This window comes from Streptomyces sp. ITFR-6, from assembly GCF_031844725.1.
Classification (GTDB): domain Bacteria; phylum Actinomycetota; class Actinomycetes; order Streptomycetales; family Streptomycetaceae; genus Streptomyces.
The window spans coordinates 7,853,115-7,869,657 of sequence record NZ_CP134612.1 but is presented as its reverse complement, the minus strand read 5'-3'; the positions used below and the strand labels follow the sequence as shown (position 1 = coordinate 7,869,657).

Annotated in this window: 13 protein-coding genes, 2 pseudogenes and 1 riboswitch; of the genes and pseudogenes, 6 read left to right on the top strand and 9 right to left on the bottom strand. The window is 70.8% G+C overall.

Features of this window, described 5'->3' with window-relative positions; translation table 11 throughout:
- The first annotated feature begins 176 nt into the window (after positions 1–176).
- On the top strand, positions 177–1,499 hold the full coding sequence (locus tag RLT59_RS35610; RefSeq protein ID WP_311307205.1) for a geranylgeranyl reductase family protein: 1,323 nt from the start codon (positions 177–179) through the stop codon (positions 1,497–1,499).
- Between the two features lie 64 nt (positions 1,500–1,563).
- On the opposite strand, the gene RLT59_RS35605 is transcribed toward RLT59_RS35610, so the two are convergent.
- Complete coding sequence (locus tag RLT59_RS35605) at positions 1,564–2,247, bottom strand: TetR/AcrR family transcriptional regulator (protein WP_311307204.1); 684 nt, start codon at positions 2,245–2,247, stop codon at positions 1,564–1,566.
- Positions 2,248–2,326: 79 nt separating this feature from the next.
- On the opposite strand from RLT59_RS35605, the gene RLT59_RS35600 reads away from it, so the two are divergent.
- On the top strand, positions 2,327–3,841 hold the full coding sequence (locus RLT59_RS35600; RefSeq protein WP_311307203.1) for a DHA2 family efflux MFS transporter permease subunit: 1,515 nt from the start codon (positions 2,327–2,329) through the stop codon (positions 3,839–3,841).
- A gap of 7 nt (positions 3,842–3,848) precedes the next feature.
- Here the strand turns inward: RLT59_RS35600 and RLT59_RS35595 are convergent, their stop codons facing one another.
- The gene (locus RLT59_RS35595; protein ID WP_399126658.1) at positions 3,849–6,410 is read right to left on the bottom strand and encodes a SpoIIE family protein phosphatase; all 2,562 of its coding nucleotides are present in this window, start codon (positions 6,408–6,410) and stop codon (positions 3,849–3,851) included.
- 167 nt (positions 6,411–6,577) lie between these two features.
- Here RLT59_RS35595 and RLT59_RS35590 point away from each other — a divergent pair, with 167 nt between their 5' ends.
- Positions 6,578–6,748 carry a hypothetical protein gene (locus tag RLT59_RS35590; RefSeq protein ID WP_311307202.1) on the top strand — a complete coding sequence of 57 codons (171 nt, stop codon included), beginning with the start codon at positions 6,578–6,580 and terminating at the stop codon, positions 6,746–6,748.
- Between the two features lie 125 nt (positions 6,749–6,873).
- Here RLT59_RS35590 and RLT59_RS35585 read toward each other — a convergent pair whose 3' ends face one another.
- A complete protein-coding gene (locus tag RLT59_RS35585) occupies positions 6,874–7,062 on the bottom strand; it encodes an antitoxin (protein ID WP_311307201.1) in 189 nt (62 codons plus the stop codon).
- A 188-nt stretch (positions 7,063–7,250) separates the two neighbouring features.
- Between RLT59_RS35585 and RLT59_RS35580 the strand changes: the two genes are divergently transcribed.
- Positions 7,251–8,894 (top strand): GMC oxidoreductase, encoded by a 1,644-nt coding sequence (locus tag RLT59_RS35580; protein WP_311307200.1) that lies wholly within the window; start codon positions 7,251–7,253, stop codon positions 8,892–8,894.
- A gap of 158 nt (positions 8,895–9,052) precedes the next feature.
- Here RLT59_RS35580 and RLT59_RS35575 read toward each other — a convergent pair whose 3' ends face one another.
- The 3 genes from RLT59_RS35575 to RLT59_RS35565 all read right to left on the bottom strand — a co-directional run bounded on the left by RLT59_RS35575 (position 9,053) and on the right by RLT59_RS35565 (position 11,684).
- Positions 9,053–9,532, bottom strand: a complete 480-nt coding sequence (locus tag RLT59_RS35575) for a carboxymuconolactone decarboxylase family protein (protein WP_311307199.1) — start codon at positions 9,530–9,532, stop codon at positions 9,053–9,055.
- Entirely contained in the window at positions 9,529–10,608 is a 1,080-nt protein-coding gene (locus RLT59_RS35570; RefSeq protein ID WP_311307198.1) for an NAD(P)H-dependent amine dehydrogenase family protein, read from the bottom strand. Before RLT59_RS35570 ends, RLT59_RS35575 begins: the two co-directional genes overlap by 4 nt.
- 176 nt (positions 10,609–10,784) lie before the next feature.
- Positions 10,785–11,684 carry a LysM peptidoglycan-binding domain-containing protein gene (locus tag RLT59_RS35565; protein WP_311307197.1) on the bottom strand — a complete coding sequence of 300 codons (900 nt, stop codon included), beginning with the start codon at positions 11,682–11,684 and terminating at the stop codon, positions 10,785–10,787.
- Positions 11,685–11,687: 3 nt separating this feature from the next.
- A riboswitch (cyclic di-AMP (ydaO/yuaA leader) is annotated at positions 11,688–11,876 on the bottom strand.
- Positions 11,877–12,327: 451 nt separating this feature from the next.
- Between RLT59_RS35565 and RLT59_RS35560 the strand changes: the two genes are divergently transcribed.
- Positions 12,328–13,143: an alpha/beta fold hydrolase gene (locus RLT59_RS35560; RefSeq protein WP_311307196.1), complete on the top strand. Its 816-nt coding sequence runs from the start codon at positions 12,328–12,330 to the stop codon at positions 13,141–13,143.
- 57 nt (positions 13,144–13,200) lie between these two features.
- Here the strand turns inward: RLT59_RS35560 and RLT59_RS35555 are convergent, their stop codons facing one another.
- Positions 13,201–13,758: a nitrobindin family protein gene (locus tag RLT59_RS35555; protein ID WP_311307195.1), complete on the bottom strand. Its 558-nt coding sequence runs from the start codon at positions 13,756–13,758 to the stop codon at positions 13,201–13,203.
- A 131-nt stretch (positions 13,759–13,889) separates the two neighbouring features.
- A complete protein-coding gene (locus RLT59_RS35550) occupies positions 13,890–14,639 on the bottom strand; it encodes an MmyB family transcriptional regulator (RefSeq protein ID WP_311307194.1) in 750 nt (249 codons plus the stop codon).
- 70 nt (positions 14,640–14,709) lie between these two features.
- Between RLT59_RS35550 and RLT59_RS39520 the strand changes: the two are divergent.
- Positions 14,710–15,578 (top strand): annotated as a pseudogene (locus RLT59_RS39520) (LLM class flavin-dependent oxidoreductase).
- Here RLT59_RS39520 and RLT59_RS35545 read toward each other — a convergent pair.
- Positions 15,488–16,513: pseudogene (locus tag RLT59_RS35545) on the bottom strand (epoxide hydrolase family protein); the annotation flags it as partial. The pseudogenes RLT59_RS39520 and RLT59_RS35545 overlap by 91 nt on opposite strands.
- Positions 16,514–16,543 lie beyond the last annotated feature (30 nt).

Genomic DNA, 16,543 nt, shown 5'->3' with positions numbered 1-16,543 from the left:
CCGTCCGCCCCGGGGCCGCACACCGTGCGGCCCCGGGGCGCGTCGCGGCGGCCCCACCGAGCCCACACACCTCGCACGCGTGATCACCCTGCCGCCGAGCGGTGCGAACCGGCAGGATGTCGGTGTACATGGCCGCCTCGCCGGGCGGCGCCGGCCGCCCCAGGAAAGGGTTCCCGATGCGGAAAGCGCGTGCAGACCAGGCCCCGCCCGACGAACAGTCCCCCAACGGGCCGGAGGAGGCGCAGGTGATCGTGGTGGGGGCGGGTCCGGCCGGGTCTTCCGCCGCCTTCCACCTCGCCCGCGCGGGCGTGGACGTGCTGCTCCTGGAGAAGTCCGGCTTTCCCCGGGAGAAGGTGTGCGGGGACGGCCTCACGCCGCGCGCGGTGCACCAGCTCATCCGGATGGGCGTCGACATCGACGCACCGGGCTGGACGCGGTCGCGCGGGATGCGCTGGGTGACCGGGGACCGGCAGGTGCGGATCGACTGGCCCGCGCTGGGCGGCTACCCGGATTTCGGCCTGACCCGCAGCCGCCACGACTTCGACGACATCCTGGCCCGCCACGCCGTCGCCGCCGGGGCGCGGCTGCGCACCGGCGTGAAGGTGACGGAGCCGGTGACCGACCGGGCCGGACGGATCACCGGCGTGAGCGCGGTCTCCGGGAAGGCGGACCCGGTGGTGCACCGGGCGCCGGTCGTCATCGCCGCCGACGGCGCCTCCGCGCGGCTGGCTCTCGCGATGGGCCTGCAACGGGACACCAGGCGCCAGATCGCCACGGCGGCCCGCCGCTACTACCGCAGCCCCGAGCGCTCCCGGGAGGAGTACCTGGAGCTCTGGGCCGACCTCCGCTTCCCCAGGAGCGACCGCTTCCTGCCGGGGTACGGCTGGATCTTCCCGATGGGTGACGGGCGCGTCAACGTGGGACTCGGCGCGATCCCGCACCGCCGCCACGGCAAGCCCGATCTGCGGGCGACAATGGACCAGTGGCTGGCCCGTACACCGCCCGAGTGGGGGCTCCGGGAGGAGAACGCCGAGGGGCCCGTGCGCAGCGCGGCGCTTCCGCTGGGCCTCAACCGTCATCCGCTGTACACCCGGGGCCTCCTCCTGGTCGGTGACTCCGGGGGCATGATCAGTCCGTGGAACGGCGAGGGCATCGGGCAGGCCCTGGAGGCCGGTGAGGTCGCCGCCGAGAGCGCCGCACTGGCCCTGGCGATGCCCGCGGGCCCCCGGCGGGAGCGGGCGCTCCACCACTATCCGGCGGAGCTGAACCGGCGCTGGGGGCGCTACTACCGGCTGGGCAACACGGCCGCCGATCTCGTCTTCAGCCGGTCGGGGTTCCAGCCCGTCCTGAACCGGTACGTGATGGGCTCGCCGTTCCTGCTCAACACGCTGGCCAGGCTGCTCAGCAATCTGACGGACAACCCCTCGCGCGATGTGATCGACCATGTCCTCAACACCGCGGTACGCCTCGTTCCCGCCCCGAAGACCCGCCGGCGCTGAGCGCCCTGCCGGGCCGGCGGGGAGAGCGCGGGACTTCCAGAACACGCCTTAGGGGTTTCGCCGTTCAGTCAGTACGTCCGGGAGCCGTGGCGGAGGGCGCCGTGCCGAAGGCGCGGAGGAAGGTGTCGACGCCCGCGCCGACGACCTCCGCGACCTGCGCCGGGTCGAGCGGACGGGTGCCCAGGGCGCTCATCCCGGGCAACTCCTCGTAGACCAGGGCGATGAACTGGTTGGCCGCCCTGACCGGGTCCTCCACCCTCAGGTGCCCGGCGTTCGCGAGGCGGGCGAGCCGGCCCGCGAGCGCCTCGGTGAACTGGTTGGGCCCGCTGGCCCGCACCTCGTCGAAGAGGTCCGGGAAGCGCACGGCCTCCGCGTACAGCAGCCGGCGCACGGATTCGGACTGCTCGTCGCAGTAGCAGTCGACGAGCCCCCGCGCGACGGCCTCCAGCCCCGGCCGCAGCCGGTCCGGACCGGCCGGGAACTCGGTGAGCACGTCGAGGGTCTTGGCGTTCGACCGGGCGGCCGTCTCCGTCATCACGTACCGGAACAGCTTCTCCTTCGACCCCAGATGGTTGTAGATCGTCGGCTTGGACACCCCTGCCTCCGCGGCGATCACATCCAGGCTCGCCTGCGCGTATCCGACCCGCGCGAAGACCCGCAGGGCCGCCTCGACGATCGCCCGGCGCTTGTCCAGCCGCCCCCGGTCCGCCCGGACCCCGGCCGTCTGCCCGTTCTCCCCGACACTCATGCGGCCATGCTACCGTGCCAGCCACAGAATTTAACTACCCAGTCAAATCTACTGAGTAGGCTGGTTAAAAGGAGTTGCCGTGTCTGACATAAAGACGGAAGGCGGCGGGCCCTCGCGGCTCGATGCCCCGCTGCTCACACTCGTCGGCGTCATGGTGCTCGGCGGGATGATGTCCTACCTGGACGCGACGATCGTCAACGTCGGGATCAGCACGCTGGGCGGCGAGTTACACGCCACGCTGGCCACGATCGAGTGGGTCACCACCGGCTATCTGCTCGCGGTGGCCCTGGCGATTCCGGTGGCGGGCTGGGCCGTGGTTCGCTTCGGCGCCAAGCGCGTGTGGCTGCTGGGCCTCTCGGTCTTCCTGATCGGCTCGGCACTCTGCGCCCTCGCCCGGAACGCGGAGAGCCTGATCGCCTTCCGCGTCGTCCAGGGGCTGGGCGGCGGCATGGTCGACCCGGTCATGATGACCGTCGTCGCGGGCGCCGCCGGGCCCGCCAGGATCGGCCGGGTCATGGGCCTGGTCTCGGTGCCGATCACGCTCGGCCCGGTGGTCGGTCCCGTCATCGGCGGACTGCTGCTGGACAACTTCTCCTGGGAGTGGATGTTCCTGGTCAACATCCCGTTCGCGCTCGCCGCGATCGTGCTGGCGGTCCGGGTGCTGCCGGCCGACCCGCCGCCGAGCACCGACCGCGTCCCGATCGACGCCCTGGGGGTCGCCCTGCTCTCCCCCGGCTTCGCCGCACTCGTCTACGCCCTGTCCCGGGCCGGCGGCGACGGCTTCGGCAGCACCGGGGTGAACGCCGGACTGGCCGTCGGCATCGCGCTGTTCACCGCGTACGCCGTGCACGCGCTGCGCACCACCGCCACCCCGCTGCTCGACCTGCGCCTGTTCGCGAGCAGGGGCTTCGGCGCGAGCGTGGCCACCATGTTCCTGCTCGGCGGCGGACTCTTCTCGCTGCTCTTCCTGCTGCCGCTGTACTACCAGCAGGTGCACGGCCACAGCGTGCTCGAATCCGGTCTGCTGCTCGCGCCGCTGGGCCTCGGCACCCTGATCGGCATGCCGGTCGCCGGCAACCTCGCGGACCGGGCCGGCGCCCGGCGGCTGGTGCCGGTCGGGGCCCTGCTCATCGGGGCCGGGGCCCTGGTCTTCACCCAGTCCGGTCCGGGCACCTCCCAGATCGCGCTGACCGCGGCGCAGTTCGCCGCCGGCTTCGGCATGGGCCTGGTGGGCGCGCCCACGATGGGTGCGGTCTACCGGACGGTGCCGGGCGGGGCGGTGGCGGGGGCCACCGGTGCGGTGTTCATCCTCAACCAGATCGGGGCCTCGCTCGGTATCGCGGTCGTCGCGCTGATCCTGCAGGGCGGCGGCGCCCACGCGGCTCCTACCGCCGGTTCGTACCGCGACGCCTTCTGGTGGCCGGTCGCCGCGGCCGTCGTGGTCTTCGCCGCGGGGCTGTTGCTGCCGGGCAGGCCCCGGCCCGAGCCGGCCGCCCCCGAAGCCGCCGGGGCCAAGGCCGAGACCGGAGGCGACGCCACGTCCGGCGGCGGGGTCGGTACGCCGGAGACGCGGCCGGTCACCGACCGCGCCTGAGCCGCGCTCACGGGGTCCGGGCCGTCCTGTCCGCGTCGCCTTCCGTGCCGTTCGCGTCGTCCGTCTCCTCCCAGCGGGCGGCGAGCAGCAGGGCGATGTCGTCAGGCCGGTCCGGGGCCTGTCTGGCCCGTGCGATCACGTGGTCCGCCGTGTCGGTCAGCGGGGCCGGGCCGAAATCGGCGATGGTGCGGCGCAGCCGTTCGATGCCGACGTCGATGTCCGTTCCGGACTGCTCGACCATCCCGTCGGTGTACAGGGCGAGCATCGCGCCCATGGCCAGGTGCAGTTCGCTGACGGGGTAGGAGGCGTCGGGTGCGACACCGAGCACGATTCCGCCCGACAGGTCCAGCACCTCGGCCGTGCCGTCCGGATGGCGCAGCACGGGCTGCGGATGTCCCGCGCGCACGGCCTGCGCGATCCCGGTGGCCGGGTCCAGGACGATGTAGCAGCAGCTGGCGAACTGGCCGGGGTCGAGGTCGATGAGGAGCCGGTTGGTGCCGCTCATCACCTCCTGCGGATCGTGTCCGCTGAGCGCGAAGGCCCTTACGGCGCTGCGCAGTTGGCCCATGGTGGCGGCGGCGGAGACGCCGTGGCCCTGGACGTCCCCGATGACCAGGGCCACCCGCTCGCCCGTCTCGATGACGTCGTACCAGTCGCCGCCGACCTCCATGCCCTGGGTGCCCGCGAGGTAGCGGCCGGCGGTGGCGACGTGGTCGACGACGGGCAGCCGGTGCGGCAGCAGCACGTCCTGCAGTCCGCGGGCGAGGGCGGCCTCGGTGTCGTACCGCTGGGCCCGTTGCAGGGCCTGGGCGATGAGGCCGGCCAGCGCGGTCAGGATCGTGCGCTCCTCCGGGCTGAAGCCGCGCGGCTGGTCGAAGCCGAGGATGCAGGAGCCGACGTGCTGTCCGGAGGCGATCAGCGGCAGGAACGCGCGGGCGCCGACATCCGCGTCCATCGGGATGCCGGGGTAGGCGGCGCCCAGGTGCTGCATGGACTCGAAGAAGATCGGGCGGCCGGAGGTCAGCGTCTCCACACCGGGGATGCGGGCGTCCAGGCCGACGCCGTCGAATCCGTCGAGGAAGCCCTTGGGGAATCCGGTCTCCCACTCCAGGTAGAGGCGGCCCTCCTTGAGCAGGTAGATCGCGAGCCGCCTGCCGCCGAACGCGGGCAGCAGTTCCTCGGTCACCACGGCGGACACCTGCCGGGCGGTGACCGCCTCGGTCAGCGCGATGGCCAGCGCGACCGGCCGGTAGAGCGCGGCGGAGCGGTCGGCCGGGGAGCCGAGGCCCAGCCCCGGAGAGGACACGGAGCCCGGCGCGTAGGAGGGTTCCTCCGTGGGGGTGAGTACGGCCGTCAGCCCTTCGTGGCCGGGGTACAGGGAGATCGCGAGCCAGGGGGGCGGGTTGCGCCGGGCGAGGAAGTGGACCGGGTCGTCGGAGATCATGGCGGACCGGTAGTGGTCCTCGTACGCGGGGTTGGCGAACCACGGAAGGACTTCCCAGAGCACCCGCCCGACCAGCTCGGACCTGGCGTGGCCGAGGATCTGCTCGGCCAGGTCGTTGAGGTAGGTGATCCGGCCGAAGCGGTCCAGCGAGAAGATCCCCCTCGGCAGCCGGTCGGCCGCCTCGGGGACGACCGGGCCGATGCCGAGGTCCACCAGAAATCCGGTCAGATGGCTCGCCGCACCGGCCCCCGGCCCGGCCCCGCCCTCCCGGCGGCCCGAGACCTCCAGCAGGTGCGAGCGGCCGTCGGGGCCGCGCAGCCGCATCCTGCGCACGACGGGGCCGCCCGATCCCGCCGCCTGGCGGGCCAGGGTCCACAGTCCGTAGACGTCCTCCGGAGCCAGTCGCGCGGCCAGCGCGTCGATGGTGCCCGGGAACTCGGCGGGCTCGGTGCCGAGGATCGCACACAGTTCGGCGTCGGCGCCGACGGCGCCGCTGGCCAGGTCCCAGTCGAAGCGGCCGATCCGCACGGGCGGCGAACTGCCCGCGGGCAACTGGACGGGGAGCGGCTCCTCGTCCCAGCGCGGTTCCGTACCGGCGGAGGCCAGCTCCGTCAGTGCGGTGCCCAGCTCTTCGGCGACCGTGCCGAGCCTGCGCCGTTCCGCGGTTCCCACCGGCTTTCCGGGGGTCGCCGGACGCAGGATCATCAGGACCCCGACCGGTTCGCCGCCGCAGTCGACCGGCACGTACAGGGAGCCGAACGGGAACGGCAGGCCCGCCATCAGCTGCGGGTAACGGCGCATGGCCTCCTCGGGGTCGGCCAGGTGCACGGCCTGGCCCTTGCGGAAGGCGTCGGCCACCGGGAACGGGCGGTTCACATGCATCCGCCACCAGGGGCGGAAGAGCGGTCCGGGCAGTCCCGCCAGCACCGCCAGCCGCAGCAGTCCCGGTGTGCGGGAGCGGAGATAGGCACCGCCCGCCTGCCCGCCCGCGGCCTCGACCCCGCTCACGACGGCCTGGGCGAGCACCAGGGACAGTTCGTCCGGCGCCCGGCCGTCCCTCAGTCTCCCGGGCACACCGTCGCCCTCGCTGAGCGGAGCACCCCGGGCCGCGCCGTACCAGGTCACCCACCCAGCATGCTCCCCGGCAGCCGTGCTCCGCACTTCAGACGGGGGCGCCGGGCAGGGGCACCGCAGGGCAGAGAGGCACCGTATGCATGTAAATACACCCTTTACACTTGTATACGAGCGTGAAAGGCGGCCCATCGTCCGACATCCGCACAGGAGGCACGATCATGGGCAAGAAGCAGAGCCGGCACAACCGTGACGCCCGCACCGGAGGCCATGAGCACTCCGCGACCGCGCAGCCCAAGGAGCAGACGAGCACCGCGCCCGCACCCGAAGGGGTGAAGGCGATCTCGGAGCAGGTCTCGCACAGGCGTGAGCGGAAGTTCGGCCACAACTGACCTCCCCCGCGCAACGAAGTCACCCACGAAGAAGTCGCCCACGAACGAACAGAGCGGCGGTCGCCATCGATGGCGACCGCCGCTCGTTGCGACCGTTCGAGGGTTCTCGGGACCTCCGGGGCGCTCTACCGGTCGTCGGCGGGCGGCCGCTTGTCGCCGAGCTGGTCATTGAGCTTCTGCTGGGTGGAGTCGACCTGGCCGCTGTACTTGCCACCCGTCTTCTTGTCGACGATATCGCCACCCTTCTCGACTCCCTGGCGGGCCTGGTCCGGGTGCCCCTTCATCAGGTCCTTGATCTTGTCGAGCATGCTCATGACTTTCCTCCTCATGGAACGCTGACCCTCCCAGCATCCACGCGGCGCCCGGGTGCCGCACCTGGAGGCGATGAGGCGCGGCCGCCGGGCGGCCGCGCCTCCGAGAAATTACTCGCAGGTATGTAGTGACTTCTTGCGCGGGCGCCACTAGAACTCGTTCCCATTCGATCGAGAGTGAGGAACGTCACATGACGGACTCAAGCTTACCCGACAAGGGATCGAGCGGTGTCTCGCGTCGCAGATTCATCGCTAGAACAAGTTTCATAGTGGGGGCTGCGGCCCTCTCCGGACACGCCACCGTCGCCCAGGCGGCGAGCCGCGCCCGAGCCACGGTGATCGGCAGCGGGGAGCACGTTCCGGTCCTGGTGATCGGCACCGGGTACGGCGGCTCCGTGGCCGCCCTGCGGCTCGCCCGCGCGGGCATCAAGGTCCACATGGTCGAGATGGGCATGTCCTGGGACACCCCCGGCTCCGACGGCAAGATCTTCGCCAACACGACAAGCCCCGACGGCCGCTCGTACTGGCTGCGCACCAAGACCAAGCAGCCCCTCAGCAACTTCCTCGGCTTCCCCATCGACCGGTCGATCCCCCGCTACACCGGAATCCTGGACCCGGAGGACTTCAGCGGCATCACGGTCTACCAGGGGCGCGGCGTCGGCGGTGGCTCGCTGGTCAACGGCGGCATGGCCGTCACCCCGAAGCGGGAGAACTTCGGCGCCGTCCTCCCCACGGTCAACGCCGACGAGATGTACTCCACCTACTACCCGCGCGCCAACTACGGCCTCGGCGTCGGCACCGTGGACCCGGCCTGGTTCGACAGCGTCGACTGCTACAAGTACGCCCGGGTCGGCCGCAAGCAGGCACAGCGCTCAGGCTTCCCGTTCGTCTTCGTGCCGGACGTGTACGACTGGGACTACATGGAGCAGGAGGCGGCCGGCACCGTACCCAAGTCGGCGCTGGCGGGTGAGATCCTCTACGGCAACAACTACGGCAAGAAGTCCCTGCAGAAGACCTACCTCGCCCAGGTCATGGCGACCGGGAACGTCACCATCTCGCCTCTGCACAAGGTGACTTCGGTCTCTCCGGCGTCGGCCGGCGGCTACACCGTCGTCATCGACCAGCTGCGCACCGACGGGAGCACGGAGGCCACCAAGACGGTGACCGCGGACAAGGTGTTCTTCGCGGCCGGCAGCGTCGGCACGAGCAAGCTGCTGACCGAGCTGAAGGCGACCGGCAAGCTGCCCGCCCTCAACAACGAGATCGGCAAGGGCTGGGGCGACAACGGCAACGTCATGTGCGGCCGCGCCAACCACCTGTGGGACCCGACCGGCGCGGTCCAGTCGAGCATCCCCTGCGGCGGCATCGACAACTGGGCCGCCGGCGGCGCGTTCGCCGAGGTCGCGCCGCTGCCGACCGGGATCGAGACGTTCGCCTCGTTCTACCTGTCGATCACGAAGAACCCGAACCGCGCCCAGTTCTCCTGGAACCCCGCGACGGGCAAGGTCGACCTGAACTGGCAGACCGCCTGGAAGCAGCCGTCCATCGACATGGCCAAGACGATCTTCGACAAGATCAACGCGAAGGAGGGGACGATCTACCGGACGGACCTCTTCGGTGTGTACAAGATTTGGGGCGACCACCTCACCTATCACCCCCTCGGGGGCGCGGTGCTGGACAGGGCAACCGACAACTACGGCCGTCTGCACGGGTATTCGGGCCTGTACGTGATCGACGGCGCGCTGATCCCCGGCAACACCAGCGTCAATCCGTTCGTCACCATCACGGCGCTCGCCGAACGGAACATCGAGAAGATCATCGCGACCGATCTGTGACACCGGCCCGGTCCGGCCGGCCGGGAGGAGACGCCGGGACGGCTCTCCTCCCGGGTACGCCCCGGGCCCGGGGTGCGACGCACGGGCCCCGGGGCGTCCGGCTCACGGCTCACGGCTCAGTGGCCGGACGCACGGGCCAGGGGCCTCCGGCTCACGGTTCAGTGGCCGGGCAGCACGCACACGGCGTCGAGACCCAGTACGTGGTTGAGCCGGCCGAAGGCCAGCCAGGAGCCGATGCTCATGCTCAGCTCGACGATCTCGCGCTGGCTGTAGTGCGCGGTCATCCGGGTCCAGAACTCCTCGTCCAGACCGTGGTGGTCCACGGCGTACCGCTCGGCGTACTCGGCGGCCAGCCGGGTCCGGTCGTCGAAGGCCGCGGTGGTGCGCCACTCGTTCACCGCGTCGGCGAACTCCTCCTCGACCTTCTCGCCGTCCCGTTCGGTGCGCCAGTCCAGACAGAACAGGCACCCGTTGATCTGGGCGATCCGCAGCCGGGCGGCCTCGAACTCCCGCAGGCCCAGCGTGGTGTGCTCGTACACCGACAGGGAGAAGTTCGCGGCGGCCATCCCGATTCCGGGGACCATGTCGCCCCACACGTATCCGATCGGCTCCTGGCCCTCGGGTATGTCGATGATCATGGCTGCTTCCTTCCGAGTCTGCCGGCTGCGGGGCGCAGGGGGACGTCGAGTGCGTCGTAGAGTCCGGGTTCCGCGTCCACCAGCCAGTCGATGGCGTTCACCAGCCGGCCGACCGCGGTGGCGTTGCCGCCCGCCGAGCGGTTCTCGTCCTCGTCGGTGGCCTCCACGGTGACCTCGATGCGCGGACGGCCCTCGATGATCACGCGGTGGGCGCCGGCGCCGTCGGGCGGCGACGGCCAGTCCGGGGCGCAGGAGGGGTGGATGCGTGTGATGTGCTCGATGACGATGCGGGGCTCGCCCCCGACGATGCCCTGTACCTCGAACCGCACCGCGCCCTGGGTGCCCGCCGCGAACTCGCCCATGGTCCGGGTGGTGACCGTCGTCTCCAGTGGCCGCCGGGCCATGGTCTCGCGGATGTCGTCGAGCTCCACACCCAGGGCCCTGGCCATCAGCCGCAGCTGCCCGCCCCACACCATCGTCGGGACGGAGGCCGCGAGCATCAGCGGCTCGTACTCCATGGGATGGCCCATGCCGATCAGGTCTCGGACCGCGTCGGGCTGGTCGTAGGTGGAGTAGTCGAAGATCTCCTGGCAGCGGATCGCGTCGACCGTGCTGCCGAGTCCGCTGATCATCAGGGGCAGCACGTCGTTGCCCCAGCCCGGGTCGACGCCGGAGACGAACAGTGAGCCGCCGCCGTCCGCGACAGCGGCCAGCACCGGGCCGCGCAGCTCGGGCGGGGCGCTCCGCTGGTCGTAGAGGGCGTACAGGGCGGGGGTGACGACCACCGCCCCGGTCCGGACCGCCCTGGTGATGTCGGCGAGCGCCTCGTCGGGGCGGATGTCCCCGGAGGCCGCGTACACGACCGCGCCGGGAGCGGTGGCCAGCACCGCGTCGATGTCGTCGGTCGCCGCGACGCCCAGATCGCGGCCGGTCCCGGCGAGGTCGCCCGCGTCGCGGCCCACCTTGCCCGGATCGTGAACAAGCACATGCGCCAGTTTCAGGGCCGGATGGGCCTCGACGGCGCGGATGGCCGCGCGGCCGACATTGCCGGTTCCCCAGACCACCGTGGAAATCATGCGGCGGAGGGTAGCGCGCGAGATGAAAGGTTCATAGTGCCATCGCGCACCCGGTTGCGGGGCGGCCTGAGCGGGCCCGAGGGGGGCCGCACGGCACGCGAAAGGGGTGGGAAGGAGCCGCGTGGCTCCTTCCCACCCCTGCGCCCGGTCCCTCCCGAAGGCGGGGCCGGGGCATGTCAGTAGGCGCCGAAGACGTTGTCGATGGAGCCGTAGGTGGCCGCGGCGTAGTTGCACGCGGCGGTGATGTTGGCGACCGGGTCGAGGATGTCCGTCGACGTACCGGCCACGTGGTAGGCCTCGAAGGTGGGCTGGATCACCTGGAGGAGACCCTTGGAGGGCGTGCCGGCGACGGCGTTCGAGTCCCAGTTGTTCACGATCTGCGGGTTGCCGGAGGACTCGCGGATCACGTTGCGGTAGATGCCGTCGTAGCTGCCCGGGATGCCGTTCTGGGCCATCACGGCGAGCGACTCCTTGATCCAGCCGTCGAGGTCGTCGGTGTACGCCGTCGCGGCCTGCGCGGGGGCGGTGGCAGCGGTCTCGGTGGCGGTGGTCTTCTCCGCGACGGGCGCGGCCGTCCGCTCGGAGCGGTCGGCGCGGTCGGTCCCCTCGGACCGGTCGGACGACTGCGCGGCGTCGGTCGCGGGCTTCGATTCGGTCGCGGCCTTCGATTCGGCGGTGGGAGCCGCCTTCGGGGCTACGGCGGCGGACTTGGCGCCGATGGTCAGCTTGAGGCCCGGGTGAATCAGGTCGGGGTTTCCGCCGACCGCACTCCGGTTGTCCTGGTAGAGCCGCTCCCAGCCACCACTGAGGGAATGCCCACGGGCGATCTTGGCAAGCGAATCGCCGGAGACCACGGAATAGACGGTGGACTCCGCCTTGTGGGCCGCAATTCCCTTGGCAGCAAAGGGGGTCGAGGACGCCGACTTTTCCGCGACGGCGGGGTGCGCCGGTGCGGCAGAAGCGGATCCGGCACCGATCAGGGGGAGCGCGAGAACGACTCCGCCCGTGCTCACGGCGATGAAGCCGCGGGTCAGGGTGGTGGACTTGAAACGACGGTACTTACCCGTGATGGGCATGGCGTATTTCCTCTCCGCCGCCTGCGAGGTGAGCTGTCGGGTTCGGACTGGAGATGTCCGGCCGCACATGATGGCGACTTAACCCCAAGCCGCTCCGGATTCCGGACCGGCAGTAAACCTGGGTCCCCCGCTCCTGCCGTAGGTGAGTGGGTCGGGTTCCCGGACGGCGGCAGGATTCGGCGTTCCATCCGGATTGACGGTGACCGTAAGCGAAAAACGCCGGACGAAACAAGCCCGGAATTCTTGATCCCAATTGATTCGCAAGATCAATTAAAGGAAATGCCCAGCATCAGACCTCTCGGGGGAAGTCAACTTTCTTGGCACAGCAGGGAACCGAGGCCGGACGCACCGCGTCCGGGGCCGGGAAGGTGATGCTGACCACTGAGCCCGAAAAGGGTGATTTGCTCAATATTCATCACCTTTGGACTATGAAAAAAGGTTCTTCGGTGGGTTATTAATGATGAATACGACTAACTACACAATTAGGACATTCCATCAAGCTCTACAGCCGGACGGCCGCAGCACTCGCGGCGTGGCGCCTCCGTCAATACATCTCTATTGATGCATCTAAATAGATGTACTACGGTGTGAGGCATCGGTCGGCGCTCATGGCGCCGCCCACCACTGAGACCGGGAGAACCCCATGTTCCTCGACACCGATGGCGCCACGCTCCACTACGAGATCCGCGGCTCCGGTCCCCTGCTGCTCGTCTCCCAGAGCGGTGAGGGCGACGCCGACCGCAGCACCGACCTGGTCGACCGGCTCGTGGACAGCTGGACCGTGGTCACCTACGACCGCCGGGGCCTCTCCCGTAGCACGCTCGACGATCCCGGACAGCGCGTCACCATGGCGCGGCACGCCGACGACGTGCACCGGCTGCTGGCCGAACTGACCGATGAGCCCGCCCTGATGCTCGGATGCAGCATGGGCGCCGCCATCGGGCTGCACCTGGCGCTCGCCCACCCCGAGCAGCTCGGGCTGCTCGGGGCACACGACCCGGTCACGCCGTCCCTGCTGCCCGCCGGACAGCGCGAGCAGCACACCGCCGAGCTGGCGCACCTTCAGGACATCCACCGCGACGGCGGTCTGGCAGCGGCCTTCCCCGAGATCGCCCGGGTCCTCGGCATCGACCCGGCGCGCCAGGAGACCGAACCGGGGCTCACCCCGATGCCGCTCACCCCGCGCCGTGTGGCGAACTTCGGCTTCTTCATCGAGCGCGACTTCACCGCGGTCATCGAAGCCGAGCTCGACCGGGAGGCGCTGCGGGCGACTCCCGTACGCATCGTGCCCGCGAGCGGCAGCACCACGGCGCCATCCGTCTTCGTCGGCCAGTGCGCACAGAGCCTCGCCGGACTGGTCGGCCGGGAGACCGTCCCGTTCCCCGGCGGGCACAACGGCAACACCACGCATCCGCGGGCGTTCGCGACCCGGCTGCGGGACGTGCTGTCCGGGGTATGAGCGGGGGCGCTGTCGGACGGACGGGACGACGGCCGCCGCCCCGTCACGGCGAGCGGATCAGTGCGGCCTGCTACCGCCCTCGCGCCGGAGCCGCGCCGAGAGGTGGTGCTGGAGCGGCTGGCCGACCGCCGCGAGGTCGTGGACGAATTCGAGCGTGCCGTCATCCGTCAGGGTGTAGCGACGGCGGGTGGCGCTGACCTCCTTGGCGGTGGGCGCGAGCGCGACCTGATGGGTGGCGAGGTCGGCCACGCCGTCGGCCGCACGGCCCGTCAGGATCTCCGCGACACCGGTGGGCTGAGTGATCAGCGCCTCCACCCGCCCGTCCGCCTGCATCCGCCACCAGCCGCTCTCCCGTGCGGACGGCCGCAACAGGGCGCCGTCCGCGTCGAGCAGCCAGGCGCGCGCCTCGTAATGGAGGAAGGGCCGCCCGTCGTGACTGAAGGTCACCTGCTGCGCGTACCGGAACTCCTCGGCGAGCGTCAGGTACTCACCGCTGCCCCGCCCGGCCCAGGTGCCCAGGAACCCGCTCAGCGGTGCGAGCAGAGCGTGCGGGGCAGGCGCCGCGTCCGGCCGGAACGCGTCGGGGTACGGGTGCTGCTGGGCGGGGTCGAACATCGTGCGCGCTCCTGGGTCGGTGACGGTGACGGTGACGGTTGGCAGCCTGGGGGCTCTCCCGTCGATCCGGTGCCGGGCCGGTACGCCGCGCTGTCCCCGGGGCGGACCGTGTCAGCTGCTGGACCTGGCCATCACACCGCCGTTGCCCCGGCGGCTGCTGAGAGGGCCTCGGCTGTCGCCGGGTCGGCCGGCAGGAACGCCTCCAGCTTCAGTTCGGCAAGCGTCACGTCGACCGCGGTGGCGAAGGTGGTCACCGTCGTCATCAGGCGGAGCCCACCGTACGAGGACCGCAGGCGGAGCGGCACCGCGAAACCGAGTTGCCCGGCGGACGGCGCCGGTTCGGGAACGTACCCGGTGAGCTCGGCCCGCAACTCCTCCAGATGGTCGAGACGCACCAGGATGTGGCGCGCCCACTCCGCGAGGTTGAGGATGCGGGGGGCCGGTCCGTCGGGATGCAGCGCCAGGCGGTAGACATTCGTCCCCGGACCCACCAGCTCGGCAGCCGCGCCTTCGGTGATCAGGTCGAATGCGGTGTTCGCGGCGATCAGGTCACCGCCCCGGTCCACGACCAGCGCCGGATACGGCAGATGCCCGCGGAGGATGTGGTCGATCGCCGCGCGCACGGGGGCCAGCACCGGGTCGTCCAGTGAGCTCTCCGGGTAGGCGGGCGCGTACCCGGCGGCCAGCAGCAGCTCGTTCCGCTCCCGAAGCGGCAGCTCCAGCGACTCGGCCAGGCGCACGACGATGTTCCGGCCCGGGATGGACCTGCCGGATTCGATGAAGCTGAGGTGGCGCTGGGTGGTGCCCGCGCGCAGGGCCAGATCGAGCTGGCTGATATGACGGCGGGTGCGACGTTCACGAAGCGTACGGGGGAAGTCCACGGTCCTTTTGTAACGGCACCGAAGGGTCCGGGCCATTCCCTGCGGGGAATTGTCGCCACTCGCACCGGCCATGAGCATTCCCGGCATGGACATCGGTGTACTGCTTCCGACCGGAACCGCCCAGTGGGGGCCTGCCGGCGACCCTCGCGAACTGATCGCCTTCGGCCGCGATGCCGAACGCTTGGGGTTCTCCTCGCTCTTCGCCAACGATTCCCTGCTCAGCCCGCGCGTCGAGACGCTGACGATGCTGGCCGCTCTCGCCCCGGTGACCGAGACCGTGACGCTGGGCACCGCCGCGCTGATGCCGTTCCTCCGCCGTCCGGTCCAGGCCGCTCAGGCACTCGCGTCGGTCGACCTGCTGTCCGGTGGCCGGCTCACCGTGACCGTCGGCGCGGGCTTCCCCGGCCGCCTGGGGCGGCCCCTCTGTCCGAGCTGCCGTGGGAAAGGCGCTTCGCCCGTCTGGACGAGACGGTCGCACTGTGGCGGGCCCTGTGGGACGGCGCCGGCTCCTTCCACGGAGAGATCCTCCGGTTCGACGACATCCCGCCCACGACCCGGCCGCCCCGGCCCGGCGGCCCGCCCGTCTGGCTCGGCGGCGCGACCCCCGCGGCGCTGGCCCGCACCGGCCGGATGTACGACGGATGGCTTCCCTACCCGCCCCACCCCGCCGACTACGCGTCAGGCCTCCGCGCAGTCCGCGAAGCTGCGGCCGACGCAGGACGCGAGACCGAGGACATCGCCCCCGCGCTCTTCGTCTCGGTAAGGATCGACGACGACATCGAGAGCGGCCGTCGGGCCCTGGAGGACTACGCGCGCGCCACCTATGGCATGCCGCTGGAGGAGTTGGAGGGGCATATCTCGACGTCGCGGAGATACATGGTGAGTGCTGACGCGACGTCGACCCGAAGTCCGGGGTCCAGCGAGTTGTGGCTTTCGTAGTAGATACGGGCCGCCGAAGCACTGGTCCGCGTCAGCCAATAGAGGGTGACGTCGTCAAGAACGCGGTCGATGGAAATCCTCTCGAAGGGGCTGTCCTCGGTATCCGACCACCCCGCGAACTTGTCGAGGATCCAGGCAAGAAGCCCGACCGGTGAATCGACGAGCGCATAGCCGATGGTCTGCGGGCGGGTCGCCTGCTGCTTCGCGTATGCCGCGCGGTGGCGCCAGAAGCCGGCGGTCTCCTCGGTCCATTCGCGCTCGGTCGCCGTCAGTCCGTCCGTGGTCAATCCGGGCGGCGCCTCGGCGAACGTGGTGTGGATGCCGAGAACGTGTGCCGGGAACCTGCCGCCGAGGACCGTGGTGATGTTGCCTCCCCAGTCGCCGCCGTGGGCCAAGAACCTGCTGTAGCCGAGCCTCCCCATCAGTTCCACCCACGCGGCCGCGATCTTCTCGGTTCCCCATCCGGTGGTGGCCGGCCTGTCGCTGTAGCCGAAGCCCGGCAGCGACGGCACCACGACGTGGAACGCCGGCGCGGCGGCGTCCTCCGGATCCGCCAGCTCCTCCACCGCGTCGACGAACCGGGCGATGCTGTCCGGCCAGCCGTGCGTCAGGAGCAGAGGGGTGGCATCCGCGCGCCTGGACCGGCGATGCAGGAAGTGGATTCCCAGACCGTCGATGGTCGTGCGGAACTGACCGATGCGGTTGAGGAGCTCCTCGAAGGGCCGCCAGTTGTACTCGGTGCGCCAGTAGTTCACGACATCGACGAGGTCGGCGAGCGGAACGCCCTGCTCCCATCGGCGGGGGCCGGGCGGGGCCCCACGGACCGTCTCGGCCTCCGGCAGTCGCGCCGAGGCCAGTCTCGCGCGCAGATCGTCGAGGTCGGCGTCTGTCGCGTGGGCTTCAAACGCTTGAACGTCACTGGTTTGACGCGGCATGAGACCTCCAGGCCATCGCGGAACCGGCCG

What these genes read in the sequence shown, in the direction of transcription:
- RLT59_RS35610 (WP_311307205.1), top strand. Translation starts at nt 177, where the DNA reads ATGCGGAAAGCGCGTGCAGACCAGGCCCCGCCCGACGAACAGTCCCCC.
- RLT59_RS35605 (WP_311307204.1), bottom strand. Translation starts at nt 2,247, where the DNA reads ATGAGTGTCGGGGAGAACGGGCAGACGGCCGGGGTCCGGGCGGACCGG.
- RLT59_RS35590 (WP_311307202.1), top strand. Translation starts at nt 6,578, where the DNA reads ATGGGCAAGAAGCAGAGCCGGCACAACCGTGACGCCCGCACCGGAGGC.
- RLT59_RS35585 (WP_311307201.1), bottom strand. Translation starts at nt 7,062, where the DNA reads ATGAGCATGCTCGACAAGATCAAGGACCTGATGAAGGGGCACCCGGAC.
- RLT59_RS35580 (WP_311307200.1), top strand. Translation starts at nt 7,251, where the DNA reads ATGACGGACTCAAGCTTACCCGACAAGGGATCGAGCGGTGTCTCGCGT.
- RLT59_RS35575 (WP_311307199.1), bottom strand. Translation starts at nt 9,532, where the DNA reads ATGATCATCGACATACCCGAGGGCCAGGAGCCGATCGGATACGTGTGG.
- RLT59_RS35570 (WP_311307198.1), bottom strand. Translation starts at nt 10,608, where the DNA reads ATGATTTCCACGGTGGTCTGGGGAACCGGCAATGTCGGCCGCGCGGCC.
- RLT59_RS35565 (WP_311307197.1), bottom strand. Translation starts at nt 11,684, where the DNA reads ATGCCCATCACGGGTAAGTACCGTCGTTTCAAGTCCACCACCCTGACC.
- RLT59_RS35560 (WP_311307196.1), top strand. Translation starts at nt 12,328, where the DNA reads ATGTTCCTCGACACCGATGGCGCCACGCTCCACTACGAGATCCGCGGC.
- RLT59_RS35555 (WP_311307195.1), bottom strand. Translation starts at nt 13,758, where the DNA reads ATGTTCGACCCCGCCCAGCAGCACCCGTACCCCGACGCGTTCCGGCCG.